Origin of the sequence: Mucilaginibacter sp. PPCGB 2223 (genome assembly GCF_001705515.1) — a bacterium.
Classification (GTDB): Bacteria; Bacteroidota; Bacteroidia; order Sphingobacteriales; family Sphingobacteriaceae; genus Mucilaginibacter.
Map to the genome: position 1 here is coordinate 394,171 of NZ_MDJS01000004.1, position 20,874 is coordinate 415,044.

Below are 20,874 nucleotides of genomic sequence, written 5' to 3' on the forward strand. Positions count from 1 at the left end.
GTGCAGAAAGCTATCTGGATCGTATTGGTTGCCGTATTAGGTTTAGCATCCTGCACCGGGAACCGGGCCGCTGTTGACCCTGTTAAACAGGCGGCAACGGACGATTCGATCATACAGGCGTATATCAAACAGCATCATATTGCCGCTACGAAAGATTCATCGGGTTTGTATTACCAGGTGCTTAAGCAAGGTACAGGCGCAAATGCAACAGGAGGTTCGACTGTAAAGGTTACTTATGAAGGCACACTGACTGATGACAAGCAATTTGATAAAAGCGAAAAACCGATCGAGTTTCCGTTAACCAACGTTATCGCCGGCTGGACAAAAGGCCTTACCCTGGTTAAACCGGGCGGCAAAATATTGTTGATCATACCTTCGGCCTTAGGATACGGACCGCAATCGGCTGGCGAAATACCAGAAAACTCGGTATTGGTGTTTAAGGTTGATTTGCTGGAGGTGAAGTAGTAAAATAGTGAATTGTGAGTGGTTTGGGCGTTACCCTCCGGGTCGCGCTTTCCGCTCATACTACACAGGCCTTAGCCACAGCCCGGTATCCGCTTCTATCGCTAACGCAAAGCTTCTTCATAGCGATGGGTTTAAAACCCATCGCTATGGCAAAATCCTGCTTCAATTTTTCTCTATCAAACAAACCGCATAGGCCACTACACCTTCTTCGCGGCCGATAAAGCCCATTTGCTCGTTGGTTGTTGCTTTGATGGAAATATCATCTTCGCTTATCGCGATAGCTGAGGCGATATGGTTTTTCATGGCGGGGATGTGCGGGTTGATCTTTGGTGCCTCAAGGCATACCATGGCATCGATATTGCCGATAGCCCAGCCTTTTTCGGCAAGCAGTTCAACTACCTTTTGTAATAATACCAGGCTGCTTATTCCGCGCCAGCGTTCGTCGCGGTTTGAAAAGTGGAAACCGATATCGCGCAGGTTGGCGGCTCCCAGCAGGGCATCGCAAATGGCATGCAGCAGGACATCGGCATCCGAGTGCCCGTAAGCGCCCGAGTGATGCTCAAGCTTTACACCGCCTAAAACAAATGGATGGTTTTCCTGCAACTGGTGCACATCGAAGCCGAAGCCTACCCTGATCTTCATAAGGCAAAGGTATTATTTGCTGCCGAAATTATAGCTTAGCGAAAAGCGTAATGTATTGGCCAGCGGGCTTTGGTCCTGGCTGGCAATAAGGTACGAAAAATCGAGTTTGAAATCGCTGTATTTAAACCCGGCGCCGGTAGTAAAGTACTGCCTGTTGCCTTTGTCGGGGCTCTCGTAAAAATACCCGGCACGAAGCGCAAACTGCTTGTTGTACCAATACTCAAAAGCAGGCGAAAAAGCAATCTCTTTAAACTCTTCGCTCATACCTCCGGGCGCATCGCTGAAGGACCCGAATATGCCCGAAACTACAGAGCGGTTATCGTCCTTGCCGCTGATGATATTGCCATTGGCATCACGTATCGGCGGCGTAGGCACCAGTAATTTATTGATATCGAGCGCCAGTGTAATCTCGTTGGTTTCGTCGAGGAACCAGGTGTTGGCTACGCCAATTTTTAAGTTAGTAGGTAAAAAGAATTGTTGCCCGTTGGCTGTATAGCTTAATTTAGGGCCGATATTCGAAATATCAACACCGAAAGCGAACAATGCATCCTTGCCAAATTGTTGCGACGGGTTTTTGAGATATAACGATACGTCTGCAGCAATATCGTTGGCAGCTTTGGTTTGCTGCCCGCTTACAACCGATCCGTTGGTCAGGTCGGAATGGATATACCGCCCGGTAAGGCCAAGCGAAAAGTTATCGCCAAATTTACGGGCGTAACTTACGTCCAGCGAAAACTCATTTGGTTTATAGGTACCCTGTGCATTCTGATGATCGTCGAACAGCTCAATAGTGCCTAGGTTAAAGTACCGCAATGATGCCCCTATCGTACCCCGCTCATCGAGCTTGCCTGCAAAGCTTAAATATGCCAGGTTAACGTCGGGTACAATATTGCGCAGCCAGGGGCTGTAAGAGAGCGAGAGATTGGTACTGTTTTCGAGATAAACCAGTTTGGCGGGGTTCCAGTAGGTTGCGTTCACGTCGGGCGAAAGCGCCACGCCGGCTTCGCCCATCGCTCCCGATCGCGCATCGGGCGAAATGGTCAGGAAAGGTACCGCGGTAGTGATGGCATTCACGTTACTGCCATTGGTATTGGTAGTACCGTTGCCAACAGTTTGCGCCATAGTATTTACGCAAAAGCCGCACGAAAGACCGTACACAAACGTTTGCGCAAAAAGTTTGAATATCTTCATCGCCGTAAGATAGTTTTATTTTTATAATCTGATAACAATGGTAAAAGTATTTGTTTAAATATTTCTATCCGATTATTGGCATAAACGTTTTTTATTTAAAAAAAATGCGTCGGCATATAACTAAGTGCAATTTTTTTCGTTAGAAGGGTACACGTTGTTAAAAAAACAATTTAAATTGGGTTAATTGCCGTATATTAGTGCAACCAATTAATATTACCTTTTGGTTAATTCGAATGTTTGTTGTAATGAAAAGAATTTTTACAAGATCTGTGTTGCCTTTGATGATGTTGGTGCTGGCGTTGGCGAGTTGCAAAAATGCACCAAAGTCGCAAAAAACAGGCATGAAATATAATGACAAAACCAACGGCGGTTTCCAGGTGTTCAAAAAAACACACCCTGCTCCCGGCCCTGGTTTAGTGCCTATCGAAGGCGGTACTTTCGTAATGGGTGGATCTTTGGATCAGGACGTGCAGTTCGACTACACTTTTGCACGGGCACGCGTACCCATCTCATCATTTTATATGGACGAAACCGAAGTTTCGAACAACGACTGGCTCGAATACCTGCACTGGTTGAGCATCAACTTTCCTACCGACAGGGAATTGTATTATAATGCGCTACCCGATACCCTGGTATGGCGCAGTGCTTTATCAGCCAATGAACCTTATGTAAACAACTACCTGCGTCACCCTTCGTTTCAGGACTACCCGGTAGTTGGCGTAAGCTGGGAGCAGGCCAACGATTACTGCGTTTGGCGTACCGACCGCATGAACGAAAATATTTTGCGCGAAACAGGCCGCTTAGCCGACTGGAAAACCGCATCTAATGATGGTAAAAAGGTTCCGCAATTGAAAAAAGGTGAACCATTTAACACAGAGATATACCTGAACGGACAAAATAAGGGTAATGGTATTGATGGTAAAAACATGATGCCCAATCTAAGCCCTACGGCTAAAGTCGGCGCTAATGGAAAAGCCACGCGCCCGGTGCGTTTGGAAGATGGTATCATTACCCAGGAAGGTTACCGTTTGCCTACCGAAGCCGAATGGGAATATGCAGCCCTTGGTTTAGTAGGTAATACCGAAAATGAGAACATCAGCGAAGGTAAAATGTACCCGTGGAACGGCATGGGTGTGCGCTCGCCGAAAAGCGGCACACGCGGCCTGATCCTGGCTAACTTTAAACGCGGCAAAGGCGATTATATGGGTGTTGCCGGTTCGCTGAATGATAAAGCCGACATTACCGCCCCTGTACGCTCGTACCTGCCAAACGATTTTGGCCTGTATAACATGGCTGGCAACGTTAACGAGTGGACATCGGATACTTACCGCCAGTTATCGTACGAAGATTTTGAGGGATTAAACCCTTACCGCGGCAACCAGTTTACCGAAAAACGCATGGCCGATGCTTCAAAAGGCGTGCTGGCAAAAGATAAATATGGCAAGGCCATCCACGATCCGGCGAAAACCGACAAAAAGATGAGTTATGCCGATTACCTGGCATCACAAGCTGCCGGAGCCAATAGCGGCGCTACCAATACCAACAAAGCCCCTGCTAACGGCGCTGCACCTACAGGTGCTCCGGCTCCTGGGAATAAATATGCACCAAACACTTCGCTGGAAGGCAAGCCTTATACACCCGACGAACGCGGTTACAATGATACTGTGAACACTGTATTGTATGGCCGTACCACATTAATCAACGACCGTTCGAAAGTTTACAAAGGCGGTTCATGGAATGATATGGCCTACTGGTTAAACCCATCAACCCGCCGTTTTATGGATCAGGCTGATGCAAGCGCCGATATAGGTTTCCGTTGTGCGATGACCAATATCGGCCCGGCCGAGATCTTCCCAAGCGGAAAATCGCACTTCCCGGTTAAAAAACCTAAAGACTTTAAGCCGCACTAATTTTTGAGGATACGATACTGAAAACGGCCCTCGCAAATTTGCGAGGGCCGTTTTATTTAATTACCTTCTAAAAATCCTATTTCAAAAAGTTGCGCCGTTCGGTTTGCCCGTAAAAACCACCTGATACATTTTTCTTTACGGCATCTTCTTCAAAAAATGCGGCCGGGAAACCCAATTCAAAAGCGCTGATATCATTCAGGCGTTGCATATGCTCCACACTTAAGGTCACATCTACACATTTCAGGTTTTGCTGCACCTGGTCGGGCCTGGTTGCGCCAACAATCGGTATGCAGCTTACGTTTTGCTGCATCAGCCATTTCAATGCCACGCTGGATGCATCTGCACCTATTTCATCGGCTATAGCCATTACCTCTTTGGTTATTTTAACGCTGCGCTCGTTCAGGCGGTTGCTGTTTTCTTTGATACGCCCTTTTTCGCCACGCAGGTATTTGCCCGACAATGCCCCGCCGGCTAAGGGCGCCCATGGCAAAACCGTCATATGATAATGTTCGGCCATCGGTATCAGTTCGCGCTCAACAGTGCGTTGTATCAGGCTGTATTCGATCTGCAGGCCGATGAACTGGCTCCAGCCCATCAGTTCGGCCAGGGTATTGGCTTTGGATACCACCCAGGCCGGTGTATCGCTTATGCCAAGGTACTGCACCTTACCCTGGCGCACCAGGTCGTCCATAGCCCGTAAAACTTCATCTACGGGCGTCAGGTTGTCCCAAATGTGCAGGTAAAGCAGGTCGATATAATCCGTGTTAAGCCGCTTTAAACTGGCTTCAACGGTAGCCATCATATTTTTTCGGCTATTGCCGCTTGCGTTTGGATGGACCAGGTTTTCGAACAGGCTGTATTTGGTAGCTACCACATACCTTTCACGGTCTGAAGCGATGAATTCGCCCAAGAAGCGTTCGCTGGTGCCACGGGTATAAATATTAGCAGTATCTAAAAAATTCCCGCCCGCGTTAACATAGGTGTCAAAAACCTGTTTGCTGATCTCCTTGTCCGATCCCCAGCCGTTTTCGGTGCCGAAGCCCATCGTACCCAGGCACAGTTCGGACACTTTCAAACCCGAACGGCCTAATAGCTTGTATTTCATTTTTTAATCTTTATCGGTTAACAAGTCGTCTTTCGCCTTTTTCGCTGCCTCTTTGGGCGTATCGCTTTTTTTGGCTACGCGTTCTACCAAAGCCTCCTGGTATTCGGTTGTATCGCCAAGCAGCAGCCCCCACGGTTTAAGGTCTGTTACCCGATCAAACACGATCTTCACAATGGCCAATACAGGTATCGCTAAAAACATGCCGCTTAAGCCCCAAAGCATTTCGCCTACAACCACACCTAAAACAACCACCAGGGCATTGAGTTTTACTTTTGAGCCTACTATCCGCGGCATAATAATATTGCTATCGATCAAATGTACCGCGATGATGCTGACTGCTACTTCGAGCGCCTTTCCGGGAGTTAAAGTACCTAAAGTTAATAAAGCGCTTATGGCTGTTGCCGAAAATATGCCTACGTAAGGTATCAGGTTGAATATAGCGGTTACCAATCCCAGCAACAGGGCGTATTTAACGCCGATGAGGCTTAACAGGCCGAATACAATGGCAAATACACAAAGCATCTCCAGAAACAAACCCGAGATATACTTTTTCATGATGAACTGTATCTGCTCGGCAACGTCAAAAACCAACACTTCGCGGTCGTCGCTAAACACCTTCAGCAAAAAACTGATCAATACCTTGCGGTAAAACAGGATGAAAAAGGTATCGATAAAAATAAAGACCAGGAAAAGCACCATCGAGGTAACACCCACCAAAGTTGTACCGATAACCGGTGCAGCCTGGGCATTCAATTGCTTGGTCAGCGCCAGCATTTGAGCGTTCCACTGGAAATGGAATTTGTTCACCGTCCATCGGTGCAACTCGTCTATCGAATGCGATATCTGTGTGCGTATCTGCGGCCAGTCGTCGCTTAAAGCGCCTGCCTGTATGGCCAGTATAAAAATAATCAATGCAACAAAGGCCGTAAACAAAATTACCGATAACATAGCTGCTACAGCACGTGGCAACCGGCATTTATGCTCCAGAAAACGCGAAAGCGGCAGCAGCAACATCGCAAACAAAAACGAGAATACCAGCGGCGCCAGTACATCCTTGCCCAAAACGGCAACATATCCCAGGCTGATCAGGATGATCAGTACCGACGCAACCTTGGCATAATGTGGTAAAGCGTTTGCTTTCATTGATAAGTGATGATATCAGGCATGAATATAAGTAATTTTTGTGATGCAGTGCGTTTGCCGGCAAATGTTAAAGCAGCCCCGCTATTTTAAATCGCAAAATAAGGCTAATTTTATACTTCGATAATATGGATACTTTTGATTACAGGGCCGCGTTAAAAAACATACCGCATAAACCGGGTGTATACCAGTATTGGAATGCGGAAAACGAGCTTATTTACATCGGAAAGGCTAAAGACCTGCGCAACCGGGTTACATCGTATTTTAATAAGGACCTGAATGTTAATGCCAAAACCAAGGTATTGGTTTCTAAGATCCGTAAGATCACCTTTACTATTGTAGATACCGAGGTGGATGCCTGGTTACTGGAAAACAGCCTGATCAAAAAACATCAGCCGCGTTATAACGTGATGCTGAAGGATGATAAGACCTATCCCTGGATCATTATCAAAAACGAGAATTTTCCGCGTATATTCTGGACTCGGAAGATCATCCGCGACGGCTCGAAATACCTTGGCCCCTACGCTTCGGTAAGTATGATGCATGCCATACTGGATGTGATCCGCGAAACTTATCCCCTGCGCACCTGCAACCTGCAGCTTACGAGGCAGAACATTGATGCAGGCAAGTTTAAAGTTTGCCTGGAATATCAGCTTGGTAATTGCAAAGGTCCCTGCCAGAATTACCAGACCGAAGACGATTACTCGAACAGCATAGAAGAGATCAAAGACATTTTGAACGGCAAGATCGGGGCAGTTATCCGTTCGCTGAAGGCGGAGATGGAAGATGCTGCCATGAACATGAATTTTGAGCTCGCCCATCGGTTAAAACATAAATACGATTTGCTCGAAAGGTATCAGAGTAAATCAACCGTAGTGAATTCATCTATTACCGATGTGGATGTTTTCAGCATCGCATCCGAAGAAAAATACGCCTTTGTTAACTTTTTAAAAGTGATGAACGGCACCATCATCCAGACACAAACTATCGAGCTGAAGAAACGGCTGGATGAATCGGACGAGGAGCTATTGACCATTGCGATAACCGAATTCAGGAGCCGGTATAACAGCCACGCTAAAGAGATCATCGTTCCGTTCGAGATCGACCTGGACGACAGCAATATTAAATTTACCGTACCTAAACTGGGCGAAAAGAAAAAGCTGCTCGACCTGTCGCACAAGAATGTGACCTTTTTTAAGCGGGATAAAATAGAGCAATATGAAAAACTGAACCCCGAGATACGATCGGAGCGTTTGCTTACACAGATGATGAAGGACCTGCGGATGACGCAGCTACCGCGGCATATTGAATGTTTTGATAACTCGAACTTTCAGGGCAAGTACCCGGTATCGGCAATCGTGGTGTTTAAGGATGCCAAGCCATCGAAAAAGGACTACCGGCATTTTAATGTAAAAACGGTTGAAGGGCCCAACGATTTTGCTACGATGGAAGAAGCTGTGCACAGGCGCTATAAACGTATGCTTGACGAAGGTACCGAACTGCCTCAGCTTATCATCATCGATGGTGGCAAGGGTCAGCTATCGTCGGCAATTAAAAGCTTAAAATTGCTTGGGATAGATAAACAGGTAACCGTTATCGGCATAGCCAAAAGATTGGAAGAACTGTATTATCCCGGCGATCAGTACCCTTTATATCTCGATAAAAAATCGGAAACGCTGAAAATGATCCAGCAGCTGCGCGATGAAGCACACCGTTTTGGTATTACTTTCCACCGTAAAAAACGCGATAAGGGCACGCTGGCTACCGAACTGGAGTTAATAGAAGGTGTAGGTAAAACCTCGGCCGAAAAGCTGCTGAAGTATTTTAAATCGGTTAAAAAGATCAGGCAGGCTACCACCGAAGAGCTGCAGGAAGTTGTGAATTTAAAACAAGCCAAAGCAATTACCCAATACTTTGGCCAACAAAAAACCCCGGACGAATAATCATCCGGGGCTTTATAATTTTTAATGCGTTATCAGTATTGCCACAAGTTAAGCTCCCAATCCATAATGGTTTTTTTGATACGTTCGGCTTCATGCAGCTGGTCGATACCCTGCATATAATCCTTAATACGCTCATCCTTTTCGTTGGATTGTTTTACGATATAGCTGGAGAAAATGCGCTTTAAGAAAGCCTGGTCGTAGCTAATGCTCGCTGCATCGTTATGGCGCATGATGATCTCTTTAGTAGCCAGTACCTTTCTTGCTTCGGGGAAGTATATCCAGAAAGCAGGCTGATAATCCAGGTAAACACCTGCAGCTTTAGGGCGCACCAGCGGCGCAATGCCGATGATCCGCGGCTCGAGTACCGAACGTTGCTTATCAAACAGCCAGTCTTCCTTTATTCTGAACCTCAGGATACTATCCGGATTAAAATCATTTGCTACCCGTTTTGTACCTATATCATTGCCGTCCTTATCAAATTTATGTACAACTGTACTATCGGTTAATTTAGATTTGGCCTGCGAGGCTGTCAGCGGTGTATAAAACTCGTCGCCATTAGGGTCGCCTTTGGCCGGGTTTGGCGATGCGTCATACGCGGTTAGCTCACCGGCGTTGATCGCATCCATCAGCACATCGATCAGCCTGCCTTTAGGCGATACCATATACTGGTTCATCCTTTCGCGCAGGTCGATTTCGCGCCAGATACGTTTCGAAAAAACCACATCGGCTTCGCGTAAAGCAGCATAAGGCGTAGGCTTAGCCGTACGGATGGCATTTTTTACGTAGTAGCCATCGAGCGGCCTTTCAAAATTGGTTGGTGTTGCCACTACTTTTTTAGTCGTATCGGCAAGCTGCAAACCGGTAACCGACGGATAGTTTGTAGCGTTCTTTGAAGAATCGGGTTTAACTTTTACTTGTTGCTTTACAACAGGTTTTTTTGTTTTCGACGATGATGCCGTTGTTTTTTTCTTAGTAACCGGTTTCTTTTGGGCATAGGTTAGCATGCCTAAAAAGCTCAATAAAACAACAAGTAAAAGTCCCCTCTTCATAAATCTGTACTTTATTAATTAGTTTGCTGTCAACAATATCGGTGCGATCGGCCTTGAAGAGCCATCCGGACCAACAGCGGTAATATCATCGAAAAACACACGTGTGCCCGGGCCGATGGTATTCATCGCGGCTTTCATTTGTGCATTCAGGTCACTACCGGTTCCTTTTATTATTAACGCATCCTGACGTGGTTTTTGTATAATCAGCGTAAAATGTGTTACTGTAAATTTAGCCTCGAACTCAAAATTATCCAGGTGAGCAAAAACTTTATCCTGTGCACGCAGGTTAACGGCGCTTGTAGTACCGCTGTTTTTGCCTGCAAATTGCGCAATAGGGTCAGGGATACGTTTTACACGGAAGGTAGAGCTGCTCAATACCTGGGTTTTGCCAGGTGCTATCTCGGCCGAAATAGTAACTTTCGTTTCGCCAGGAGTAGTTACCCTTGCCTCGTAATGGCCGTTTGAACCGGTATATGAACCGCTCGACATACTGATATGTATCTTATCAACAGGTATGCCCGGGGCCGAAACCGATAACGGGTTAGCCACACCGATGTACAACACGTTCATTTTATCTGGCGATACTACTGCCGACGGTTTGGCAACCTGGTAAGTTTGCTCAGGCAGTGCGTATGTTTTTATTTTGCCATCAGTACCTCTAACGCTGATGGTACCTTTGTAGTGTTTTATCCCTTCGCTGTTGGCGGTTACGGTATAAGTACCTTTACCACCGCTCGCCTGAATTTTGCTGCCGTCGATCTCGATATCAGGATTAGATTTTGAATCATACGCTGTTAAAAATATATCAGCCTTGTATTGCTGTCCCTGGATGATATAGCTCGAAGGAGCTACTGCCACAGCAGCAAACTGGTCCAAAGTAACAACGGCCTGTTCCATTTTGCTCAGGATCTTTTTCTGAACCTGGGCCTCGTCGTTCTTAACGTCCGACTGAATTTTGATCAGCGTGGTCATCTCGGCACCCATAGGCACGCCATCACCAAAATAATTTTGTTCCCAGGTTTTTTTCTCGCCTGTTTTCGAGTCTTCGGCCTCCAATGCAAAGCTAATGCTTGCCTGGTCCTGCGGATCAAGTATAGCTTTCAGCTTCTCCTTTGTTTCGTTGATCTTGGCTTTCAGCTCTTTGGCTTTCTGGCCTTCGATCATCAAACGGTTACCTTCGTCAACGTTTTCACGTCCCTCATAATCGCCGTCTTTACTCATGCCGCCTGTTCTTTCGATCAGGGTTTTTTTCAATCCTTCAATGTAATTGTTCAATTCATCTGCAATTGCAGTAGCCTTTTTAGCTTTATCTAAAATAGGCTTCGCTCTTTCGGGCTCTTCTTTAACCTTTTTTTCGAAAGCGGTATAGTTTGCGTCAATACCATTTTGAACGTTGGTTTTGGAGTTCGTTAAGCTATCTCCGATTTTTTTGAATGCATCCAACAAATTTGCCGGTGCTTCGAGGGCAATTAAGCCCAACAGCACCAGGTACAAAATGTTGATCATTCGCGCCCTTGGGGTTTGTTTACCTCCAGCCATATATCAATGTCTTATTATTCTATTAAAAATTGGACCAGTTAATTATGCTTTAGGGGCACTCATTGCCGAAAGCATATTGCCATACACAGCATTTAAAGAAGCGATGTTTTTCGCCAGGCGGCCAACTTCGTCTTTAAATTTCTTCGAATCATCAACCGATTCGGTAAAGCCCTGCATAGTAGCGCTCAAGTTTTGATAGAATTTATTCATTGATTTTAAATGTGCGCTCGAGTCCTGTAATTCAAGTTCGTATACAGCATTTAAAGCCGACAGGTTTTTAGCGAGGTTTGAAACCTGATCGTGGTAAGTTTTAGTATCTGCGCTCGATGAAGCGAAATCGGCTAAACCGGATGATGCTTTCGTGAAAGCAGCGTTCAGGTTATCATAGCTTGCGCTTGCGGCTTTCAACTTCGAAGTAAACTCCTGGGTTGCGGTGCCTGCGTCGGCAACTTTCGAAATAGTAGCTACTTTTTCGCTGAAAGTCCTTAAACCTTCGCCAAGGCTGCCGATCAGTTCGGGACCGATCTTGGCATCAGCCATCATTTTATCTAACGAAGCCGGAGCAGCGCCTGTAGCTTTTGGGGCAGCAATTACCGGTTGGGCATCTTCGGCCAGTTCGGGGTATACTCTTGTCCAGTCAACTTCAACAGGTTCGTTTTGAAAACCAAGGATAAAGAACAATCCCGCTTCGGTTAATAAACCCAATGAGATAAAAAAGCTTGAATAAGGCCAGTGTTGAATTTTAAACAACAAGCCAATAATTACCACTGTAGCACCCCAGGATACGATGTTGTTGATCCCGATTTTAAGTTTTTGTTTGCCAGCCATACTTGAAAATAGTTTTTAGTAAATGTTTAAATAATTAATTTGATTTGATTTTGGTTAATTAAGGTATGTCTTTTAAGGATTAATGTTTATCCCTGATGTCGCGGCCTTCGAAAGCGGTTACGCAACGGAAGCCGATATATGCTTTTGAGGTATCCTGATATTCGTAAGTACGCGATGAATTCTGTAAAAACCATCCCACGTCTTTCCACGATCCTCCTCTTACAACTTTACGTTTCATTATTTCGGGATCGGTTGTTTTGGCATTATATCTGAAAGTAGGCGCCAGATCGCTGACAAAGGATGAAGCGGCGGCGTCATAAGCCGACGATGTCCATTCGGCTACGTTACCGGCCATGTTATACAAGCCGTAATCGTTAGGGAAGTACGAACGTACTTTAACGGGATAGGTCGAGCCATCGTCGCTATAGTTACCGCGCCCGGGTTTAAAGTTAGCCAGCAAGCAGCCCTTTGCATTTTTGATGTATGGGCCGCCCCATGGGTAATTGGCTCCTATCCTGCCCCCGCGTGCCGCATACTCAAATTCGGCTTCGGTTGGCAGATCATATTGCAGGCGATCTAAATCGCGGTGAATTTTATGCCTGTAGCGCTCGTATTTACGGGTACGCCATACGGTAAATGCCACTGCCTGGCGCCAGGTAACCCCAACTACCGGATAATCCTGGAATGCTGCATGGGAGAAATAGCCCTGGGTCATCGGTTCGTTTGCCGCATAGGTAAAATTGTGCAGCCAAACCAAAGTATCGGGGTATACGCTTACCGTATCGTGACGAATGAAATCAGAGCGCTTTTTGGTTACGTCGCCCTGGTAATCAGAGGCCAGGCGCAGGTCCATCTGATCGTATTTATATTTCAGCATCCTTACATCTACCTCGTCGCGATCGAAAATACGGTCGTCGCCCTGGTAGAACATGCTTTGCAATTTGTTAGTGTTATTGGGCGCACCTTTTTTATTAACCCATATCGGATTTTTTTCGACGTAATCCCAGTCTATATATTTCTTTCCGGCTTTGGGGGCACCGCCGCCTTTGGGCTTTACGTAGTACTTATTATCGTTCAAATATTTGGTAATGGCAATGGAATCGCGAACCCAGTTTACAAACTCACGGTACTTGCTGTTCGAAAGCTCTGTTTCGTCCATAAAAAACGGTGGAATAGTAACCTGCTTGTTGTCTTCAACCTGGGCAAAGGTAATATCCTGGTCGACCGGGCCCATTAAAAAACTGCCACCTGGTACATAAACCATTCCGTATGGAACCGTAGCCCTGAACGATCTCTGACGAACGCCCGTAACCTCGCCACGATGATTGCTCACTGAATTACAGCCTACAAAAACACCACCAGCCACTATAAATACTAAAAAGTAAAAAAATCTCATTTTTTTTTAAATTCCACTTAAAAAAGCCTAAGCTTCAAGATGATTCGAATATACCAAAAACTTTTTAACCGGTACAAAAATGTTGTAGCAGCAAAAGTTTCATAATTTTCTACTATAACACCAATTAGCTAAAGATATTGTTATATTTTAAAAAAATAGTGCTACAGTAACCATCTGTATGGAAACAATTATACGCAAAAAACAAAACAAAGGTTTCCTTCTGGTGTTGTATTTTATTTATTTACCTGTTTTACGTACTGTTCGATAGCCATAGTCATGGAAGGGGCGGCGGGGGTTGGAGCGGCTATATCGATAATTAAACCTGCCTCGGCCACAGCCTTTTGAGTAGTGGCGCCAAAGGCGGCTATGCGGGTGTTATTCTGTTTAAAATCGGGGAAATTTTTGTATAAAGATTGTATGCTCGACGGGCTGAAAAAGGCGATGATATCATAAAAAACCTCTCTTAAGTCAGACAGGTCGCTGCAAACTGTACGGAACAATACCGCAGGGGTAAAGTTATAACCGTTCTCAAGCAGGAATTTTTGGGTTTCCTCGGCGGCTACATCCGAGCAGGGGTACAGGAATTTCTCGCCCGAGTGCTTCTTTAATACCTCGGCCAGGTCGGAAGCGGTTTGTTTGCCGAAGAATATTTTGCGCTTGCGGTACTGGATATACTTTTGAAGATAAAGGGCGATGGTTTCAGACAGGCAGAAATATTTCATATCGGCCGGAACCTCAAAACGCATCTCTTCGCAGATACGGAAAAAATGATCGGCAGAGTTGCGGCTGGTAAATATCACCGCCGAAAAATCGGCCAGGTTGATGCGTTCTTTCCTGAACTCTTTTGCTGATACGCCTTCGACATGGATAAATGATCTGAAGTCGATCTTCAGCCCCTGTTTTTTAGCCAGCTCCGCATAAGGATTCTTATCTGTATCAGGTTTTGGTAGCGTTACCAATATGCTTTTAACCTTTTTCTTTCTGTCTTCCAAGTTTGCGATTTATTTTCCCTGTAAAATTTTAAATATCCAGTGCCTTAATCAATATTAAAATTGGGCAAATTTCGAGGGCACAAAGATAGATAAATAAATAGATTTTATGAAACCGAAAATTAGAAATTATGTTTATGGTGCTGCGCAGGTACTGAACAAGGAAAATCGCCCCCAATAAAAGCAACGAAAACCGCAATAACCATGGTAATAAGCTGGTTGACAATAAACTAAAGCCAACTACTACCGGTAAAAAAACAAACGCGATGTTAAAGTAAGTAAGATACAAAATGGAGATGTATTCGTTTACCAGGCGGTTAATATCGAAGATAAACGCGAGCACCCGCAACACCAGTATTTTTAATATAAATAAGACAATAACAATAACCGATAGGGTAATAAATAACTGAAAACCACCGATTGAATAATTTATATCATAATAATCGGTAATCTGGTAAATGTACAGGCCTATGGTAAAACCAAACAACGAAAAAAGACAGATAAACGCCCACGATGTGAGTAAACTCTCCTCCTTGCTTATTTTGCCAAATGCCCGTTTATCATAAAAAGCCAGTATGATATTGTAAATATCCTTGCCAATAACACGGTTTAATATACCTGTGTAAATAAGCAAGGCGAATATGGCCCACATTACCCATTGGTCTCGGCCCTGGCGTGGCGTACCAACACCAATATGGTGCCTTGGTGTACCGCCCTTAAACAAAATACCATCAAAACCATCATTTTTTAACAGGGTATCAATAAACTGGTTATGACGGTTAGGGTCGGGGTTACCGATGAACAGCATGGCGAGCGAGTCGGCCGTATGCTTTTTGCGGGCCTGCGCCAGGCTATCCGCAACATAAAGCATATGCTGTACCCTGAGCGTATCTTCGTGTGTGCGTACGGTATCGGCCTGTGCCAGGCAGCTTACCGCCATGCCGAACACGGCGATAAAAAACAGCAATACCTTACGCATATAAATTTTGAGCCCCATACTTTGTAATGCAAAAGTATACCAAATATGTATAACCTGTGCTTTGCCGGGCAATTATAAAAGCACTGATGTTTTTACGACCTTTGCCGCATGGCCGGTATCTACATCCATATCCCTTTCTGCAAGCAGGCTTGTTATTATTGCGATTTCCATTTCAGCACATCTTTACAATATAAAGAGGAAATGCTGGCTGCGCTGCAAAAGGAAATCACCCTGCAAAAGGATTACCTGAACGGAGATACCATAGAAACCATCTACTTTGGCGGCGGCACGCCATCACTCCTGCAGGCTGCAGAGATCAATTTACTGGTAGATAGCATTACAAAGCACCAAACTATCTCATCAGTTGCAGAAATTACATTAGAAGCTAACCCCGACGACCTGGATAGCGAAAAAGTTAAGCAATTGCGGCAAACCGCCGTTAACCGTTTCAGCATCGGTATACAATCGTTTTTTGATGAGGACCTGCTGTGGATGAACCGCGCGCACCGCAGCCGCGAAGCCGAAGCATCGGTAAAACGGGTACAGGATGCAGGTTTTGAGAATATCACCGCCGACCTGATCTATGGTTACCCCCTGCTCACTGACAATAAATGGAAGCATAACCTGCAGCAGATATTTGAGTTGAATATCCCGCATATTTCGGCTTATTCGATGACGGTTGAACCTAAAACAGCGCTCGACTCCTACATCAAAAAAAAGGTATATCCGCCTATGAACGAAGGTCAGAGCGCCGAACAATTTATGGTACTGATGGATGAGATGCAGCAGCATGGCTACGAGCAGTACGAAATATCAAACTATTGTACGCCGGGCAATTACTCGCGGCATAACTCCAACTACTGGAAGGGTGTAAAATATCTCGGCATCGGCCCATCGGCGCACTCATTTAATGGTGAGGCAAGGCAGTGGAACATCGCCAATAACGCCAGATATATCCAGTCGTTAACCGCAGACAAAGTACCTGCCCAGCGGGAAGAACTAACAGAAGCCGACCGGCTGAACGAGTACATCATGACCTCGTTACGCACCATTTGGGGGCTCGACCTGGACAGGCTCGAAAGCATCCGAAAAGGTGCGGCTGAAGAGTTAAAACATGAGGCTGAAGAGCATTTTTATCGTGGCTGGATATTGCAAAAAAACAACGTTATTACCCTGACCAATGCCGGTAAATTATACGCCGATAAGATCGCTTCCGACCTCTTCTTTTAACACAGGATCTATCCTGAATATCACACTCAATTAATTTTTATATAATTATAAATAACTGACAAACAGATTATTATAAACTTTTTTCGTTTTCCTAAAAACCAACGAACACAATACCGCCGTAACTTGTAACAAATAAATTGATGAATGCTTCGCGAGTTTGAAGTAAACAGGAAATCAAACAAGCGGGCCCTGCAGGCAAGTTCATTTTTACCAGTTTAAAACAAGTTAAAAAGACAAAAATGAAAAAATTATTTTTTGCAGTATTTGCATTAGTAGCTCTTGCAGCAGCACCAAAAACTTACGCTCAAACCAAAATGGTTGGCGGCGCGGCCATGTACCCAACCAAAGACATTATCGACAACGCCGTTAACTCGAAAGACCATACCACCCTGGTTGCCGCAGTTAAAGCAGCCGGTTTGGTTGAGACTTTAAAAGGCGAGGGACCGTTCACCGTATTCGCGCCAACTAACGAGGCTTTTGATAAATTACCCGCCGGCACCGTATCAACGTTACTGAAGCCTGAAAACAAAGCCACGCTGACCAAAATTTTAACTTACCACGTAGTTGCAGGCCGCTGGAGCGCTGCGCAACTGATGGCTAAGGTTAAAGCCGGCGGCGGCAAAGCCGAATTAAAAACAGTAAGCGGCGGCGCTTTATGGGCAATGGCGGATGGTAAAAAACTCTACCTGGTTGATGAAAAAGGCGGCAAAAGCTGGGTAACCATTGCCGACGTAAACCAAAAGAATGGTGTGATACACGTGGTAAATACCGTGTTAATGCCTAACTAACTTTTAACACTACCTGTGTTGTCAGAAAGGCCCGGCCCTAAACGCCGGGCCTTTCGTCGTTTTTATTTTGTGACATTGCCGCCATACAATGCCCGTTTTTAAAACGTTATCTTTGCTGAACCTTGTAAAACAGCCACAAATGAGTTTTAAGCTTTCGCCGATAGATACCGTTGATACGATCAGTCCTGAAGATTTTAAGAAGAATTATTTAGATGCCCGCCGCCCGCTTATTATAAAAGGCCTCACCAAAAACTGGCCCGCCCGCGAAAAATGGACGCCCGAATACTTAAAGCAGGTGGTTGGCGACAAAGTGGTGCCATTGTACGATAACTCAAAGGCCGACCCATCGAAACCGATCAACGCCTCTGCCACCCAAATGCCTTTCGGCGAATATATGGACCTGATCAGATCGCAGCCTACCGAGCTGCGCATCTTTTTCTTTAACATATTTAAGCAGGCCCCGCAACTGGTTGAAGATATTATCTTACCCAAAGACCTGATGGGCGGTTTTCTGGAAAGCATGCCGGCCATGTTCTTCGGCGGATCGAACTCGGTAACTTTTTTGCATTATGATATCGACCTGCCGCACATCTTCCACACCCATTTTGGCGGCCGTAAGCATGTTATCCTGTTCGAAAACAAATGGAAACGCCGTTTATATTGTATCCCCAATGCCACGTACGCTTTGGAAGATTATGATGTATTGAACCCCGATACCAAAAAGTTCCCCGCGCTGGAAGGTGTTGAAGGTACCGAAGCCTTTTTAGAACACGGCGATACCTTGTTTATGCCTACCGGCTACTGGCACTGGATGAAATACCTGGATGGCTCGTATTCGCTGAGCCTGCGCGCCTGGGATGCTTCGATATCGCGTAAAGCAGCCAGCTTGTATAACCTGGCAATTAAAGGCGGTGTGGACAGTGTTTTAAAAATGACCTTTAAAGCTAAATATGCAGCGTATCGCGAAAAGCTGGCTGTTAAATGGGCCGAAAGGGAGTTGAAGGCGGGGAAACCTTATTAACATGAATGATTTTGGAAATTTAAGCAGACGCTCTGTCCTTGCTATTTTTGCAGCCTTCGGACTTTTATTTGCTTTTGTTTTGATTTATTGGAATCATCAATCTTTAGCAGCTAAAGAGCAAAGTCTTAACATCAATTTTGTTGGTACAGTAAACAATGTGTCTTATGATGTGAAAGGTATTCCGAATATTACTATTGGCGATAAAGAATTTTACCTGGGATCGGGCTATCATTTTGATTATCAAATACAAAAAGGCGACTCTTTAATTAAAAAAAAGGGGTCAAACATTTATAAATTGATAAAATCCAAATCTGGAAAAACTTTAGAATTTTCAAATTGAGTTAAAGTCGCTTTTGCGCCGGGTATAGCGTTCTCTTTTTCAATGGCTTGTAATACCTTTGTATAAGTTCACTTTGCGGTAAACAGGTCCGGGATAAGTACGCGAGCCGGCATACCGTTAACATTTGCACTCTAAATCTTGTAAAATGGCTACCCGCGTCACGCTTTTTCTTCTCTGGCTTATTTTCGCCATAACGGTTGCAGAGAGTTGCCGCAGACACAAAAATAAAAGCGCTGGTACCGCATCTTTACTTTTGTTTAATGGAACTGGTGTTTCGCCCAATGATGTCGATGCGATTGAAAAAATTCTGGATAGCCTCCATATTAATTACATGACCGCAAATTCGGCAGAATTGAACGCCATGAACCTTTCGGAGCTAAAATCTTACAGGCTACTTGTCTTGCCTGGCGGAAATTTTATTGAGATGGGCAACAGTATCGAAAAAAACACAGCATATCGCATAAAGCAGGCTGTAGTGCAGGGTTTAAACTATTTTGGCATTTGTGCGGGCGGCTTTCTGGCAGGCGGCTCATCTTATTATAACAGCTTAAATCTTACTTCAGGGTTATCTTTTGGTTTTTTTGCAGCCGAAAAACAAGGCATACGCAAAGCAGCGCTGCCAATAACGGGCCCCAATGGCAAAACACTCACCCAGTATTGGGAAGACGGCCCACAATTTTCGGGATGGGGCCAGACAGTAGCCAGGTACCCCGATGGCAGCCCTGCCGTAGCGGAGGGCCGGTTTGGAAAAGGCTTTGTATTACTGTCCGGTATACATGCTGAAGCACCCGCCAGCTGGCGAAAAGATATGGTTTTTAATACCCCGGTTAGTACCGACAATGCCTATGCCTGTACACTTATCCGCGCAGCTTTGCAAGGCATACCCTTACCCCGATACTGACCATTTGCGGAACAGGTTAAAAAAAATCACATCAACCCGCAGGAAAATAACATCGCCGACATCAAATGGTATATAAACCTAATTACCATGTCATCACGCAAGCTATTTTTATTGGGAGCATCGGCCCTGATCACCGCTTCTCTCGCCATCCAGGCCTGTAAAAAAAACAATAACGAAACTACAGTTGCCGGCTACCCGGCGGTGCAGGCCGCCTTTGGCGATAATATCAATCTCAACAATCTCGAAAATTATGCCGGGCAAACTATTCCGGCTTATATTACTAAAGATAACTCGGGCAGTAACCCGGTTACCAATGCAGGCGCTACGCTTGGCCGTGTATTGTTTTATGATAAGGCGCTATCAGCAAACAACAATATCGCCTGTGGCAGTTGCCATAAGCAAAGTATGGCCTTTGGCGACGATGCCATACAAAGCACCGGTGTGAACGGGCCAACCACACGGCATAGTATGCGCTTAGTAAATGCACGCTTTGCGCAGGAAGTTGCCTTTTTTTGGGACAAACGTGCTACCACACTCGAAAACCAGACCACCCAGCCTATTCAAAATCATAACGAAATGGGCTTTAGCGGAGCCAATGGCGATAGGGACATCAACTTTTTGATAGCCAGGCTGCAGAACATCGGTTATTACAAAGAGCTGTTTAAGTTTGTTTACGGCGACAGCGTGGTGACGCAAACGCGTATGCAGAATGCCATAGCACAGTTTATCCGCAGCATCCAGTCCTTCGATTCGAAATTTGATGATGGTATGGCGCTCACCAAAAACCAGACCGTCGATTTCCCGAATTTTACGGCACAGGAAAACTTAGGCAAGCAGCTATTTCTGGCCCCCCCGGCGCCCGGCGGTGGCGGTGGCTTTGGTTGCCAGGGGTGCCACAGGGCGCCTGAGTTCGATATCGACCCCAACTCACGTAACAACGGCATTATTACGGTAGCCGGCAGTACAACAGCTATCGATATTACCAATACCAACCCGCCATCGCTGCGCAACTTGCTCAATGCATCGGGACAGGTTAACGGGCTTTACATGCACGATGGCAGCATTAATAATTTGAGCGCTGTTATCGATCACTATGCGCACATTGTTGCCGAGCCGGCCAATACCAACCTCGATCCTAAATTATTGCCCGGCGGGCGGCCGCAGGTTTTGAATGTGAGCCAGCAGCAAAAAGATGCCATCATTGCCTTTTTGGCAACGTTAAGCGGCAAGGATGTTTATACGAATAAGAAATGGGCGAGCCCGTTTAGGTAGTCTATAGTCGTGAGTCAAGAGTCCTGAGTCGGAAGCATCGATCACTAATAATTCGTTAGCGTGGACGCTAACATGTGTGTGTTCGAACGAGGGCGCTTGAACGGGCAGAAAAACTTAGTTATCGCATTATGCAATATGCTATCGCA

19 protein-coding genes are annotated in these 20,874 nt (G+C 45.4%); 9 read left to right on the forward strand and 10 right to left on the reverse strand.

What is annotated here, in order from left to right:
- A complete protein-coding gene (locus tag BEL04_RS20065; RefSeq protein WP_217493659.1) occupies positions 1-465 on the forward strand; it encodes an FKBP-type peptidyl-prolyl cis-trans isomerase in 465 nt (154 codons plus the stop codon).
- Positions 466-627: 162 nt separating this feature from the next.
- Here BEL04_RS20065 and ispF read toward each other — a convergent pair whose 3' ends face one another.
- Positions 628-1,107: a 2-C-methyl-D-erythritol 2,4-cyclodiphosphate synthase gene (ispF, locus tag BEL04_RS20070; protein WP_066006843.1), complete on the reverse strand. Its 480-nt coding sequence runs from the start codon at positions 1,105-1,107 to the stop codon at positions 628-630.
- 12 nt (positions 1,108-1,119) lie between these two features.
- Complete coding sequence (porV, locus tag BEL04_RS20075; RefSeq protein ID WP_066006844.1) at positions 1,120-2,298, reverse strand: type IX secretion system outer membrane channel protein PorV; 1,179 nt, start codon at positions 2,296-2,298, stop codon at positions 1,120-1,122.
- 341 nt (positions 2,299-2,639) lie between these two features.
- Between porV and BEL04_RS20080 the strand changes: the two genes are divergently transcribed.
- Complete coding sequence (locus BEL04_RS20080) at positions 2,640-4,208, forward strand: SUMF1/EgtB/PvdO family nonheme iron enzyme (protein WP_371327593.1); 1,569 nt, start codon at positions 2,640-2,642, stop codon at positions 4,206-4,208.
- Between the two features lie 76 nt (positions 4,209-4,284).
- Here BEL04_RS20080 and BEL04_RS20085 read toward each other — a convergent pair whose 3' ends face one another.
- A complete protein-coding gene (locus BEL04_RS20085; protein WP_066006845.1) occupies positions 4,285-5,313 on the reverse strand; it encodes an aldo/keto reductase in 1,029 nt (342 codons plus the stop codon).
- Between the two features lie 3 nt (positions 5,314-5,316).
- Entirely contained in the window at positions 5,317-6,456 is a 1,140-nt protein-coding gene (locus tag BEL04_RS20090; protein ID WP_066006846.1) for an AI-2E family transporter, read from the reverse strand.
- A 125-nt stretch (positions 6,457-6,581) separates the two neighbouring features.
- Here BEL04_RS20090 and uvrC point away from each other — a divergent pair, with 125 nt between their 5' ends.
- Positions 6,582-8,396: an excinuclease ABC subunit UvrC gene (gene uvrC / locus BEL04_RS20095; RefSeq protein ID WP_066006847.1), complete on the forward strand. Its 1,815-nt coding sequence runs from the start codon at positions 6,582-6,584 to the stop codon at positions 8,394-8,396.
- A gap of 32 nt (positions 8,397-8,428) precedes the next feature.
- Here uvrC and gldN read toward each other — a convergent pair whose 3' ends face one another.
- The 6 genes from gldN to BEL04_RS20125 form a co-directional block, all read right to left on the reverse strand.
- Entirely contained in the window at positions 8,429-9,445 is a 1,017-nt protein-coding gene (gldN, locus tag BEL04_RS20100; protein WP_083228012.1) for a gliding motility protein GldN, read from the reverse strand.
- Between the two features lie 18 nt (positions 9,446-9,463).
- Complete coding sequence (gene gldM / locus BEL04_RS20105) at positions 9,464-10,984, reverse strand: gliding motility protein GldM (RefSeq protein WP_066006851.1); 1,521 nt, start codon at positions 10,982-10,984, stop codon at positions 9,464-9,466.
- Between the two features lie 42 nt (positions 10,985-11,026).
- Positions 11,027-11,812 (reverse strand): gliding motility protein GldL, encoded by a 786-nt coding sequence (gene gldL, locus BEL04_RS20110; protein ID WP_066006852.1) that lies wholly within the window; start codon positions 11,810-11,812, stop codon positions 11,027-11,029.
- A gap of 79 nt (positions 11,813-11,891) precedes the next feature.
- The gene (locus tag BEL04_RS20115; RefSeq protein ID WP_066006854.1) at positions 11,892-13,208 is read right to left on the reverse strand and encodes an SUMF1/EgtB/PvdO family nonheme iron enzyme; all 1,317 of its coding nucleotides are present in this window, start codon (positions 13,206-13,208) and stop codon (positions 11,892-11,894) included.
- A gap of 233 nt (positions 13,209-13,441) precedes the next feature.
- The gene (locus tag BEL04_RS20120; RefSeq protein ID WP_175404121.1) at positions 13,442-14,200 is read right to left on the reverse strand and encodes a uroporphyrinogen-III synthase; all 759 of its coding nucleotides are present in this window, start codon (positions 14,198-14,200) and stop codon (positions 13,442-13,444) included.
- Between the two features lie 28 nt (positions 14,201-14,228).
- A complete protein-coding gene (locus tag BEL04_RS20125) occupies positions 14,229-15,194 on the reverse strand; it encodes a DUF4271 domain-containing protein (RefSeq protein WP_139113123.1) in 966 nt (321 codons plus the stop codon).
- Between the two features lie 90 nt (positions 15,195-15,284).
- On the opposite strand from BEL04_RS20125, the gene hemW reads away from it, so the two are divergent.
- The 6 genes from hemW to BEL04_RS20155 all read left to right on the forward strand — a co-directional run bounded on the left by hemW (position 15,285) and on the right by BEL04_RS20155 (position 20,728).
- On the forward strand, positions 15,285-16,406 hold the full coding sequence (gene hemW, locus BEL04_RS20130; RefSeq protein WP_066006859.1) for a radical SAM family heme chaperone HemW: 1,122 nt from the start codon (positions 15,285-15,287) through the stop codon (positions 16,404-16,406).
- A gap of 239 nt (positions 16,407-16,645) precedes the next feature.
- Complete coding sequence (locus tag BEL04_RS20135) at positions 16,646-17,194, forward strand: fasciclin domain-containing protein (RefSeq protein WP_066006861.1); 549 nt, start codon at positions 16,646-16,648, stop codon at positions 17,192-17,194.
- A 139-nt stretch (positions 17,195-17,333) separates the two neighbouring features.
- Positions 17,334-18,215 carry a cupin-like domain-containing protein gene (locus tag BEL04_RS20140; RefSeq protein WP_066007314.1) on the forward strand — a complete coding sequence of 294 codons (882 nt, stop codon included), beginning with the start codon at positions 17,334-17,336 and terminating at the stop codon, positions 18,213-18,215.
- A gap of 1 nt (position 18,216) precedes the next feature.
- Entirely contained in the window at positions 18,217-18,555 is a 339-nt protein-coding gene (locus BEL04_RS20145) for a hypothetical protein (protein ID WP_066006862.1), read from the forward strand.
- Between the two features lie 145 nt (positions 18,556-18,700).
- Positions 18,701-19,456 carry a BPL-N domain-containing protein gene (locus BEL04_RS20150; RefSeq protein WP_066006863.1) on the forward strand — a complete coding sequence of 252 codons (756 nt, stop codon included), beginning with the start codon at positions 18,701-18,703 and terminating at the stop codon, positions 19,454-19,456.
- 87 nt (positions 19,457-19,543) lie between these two features.
- Positions 19,544-20,728 carry a cytochrome-c peroxidase gene (locus tag BEL04_RS20155; protein ID WP_066006864.1) on the forward strand — a complete coding sequence of 395 codons (1,185 nt, stop codon included), beginning with the start codon at positions 19,544-19,546 and terminating at the stop codon, positions 20,726-20,728.
- The last annotated feature ends 146 nt before the right edge of the window (positions 20,729-20,874 follow it).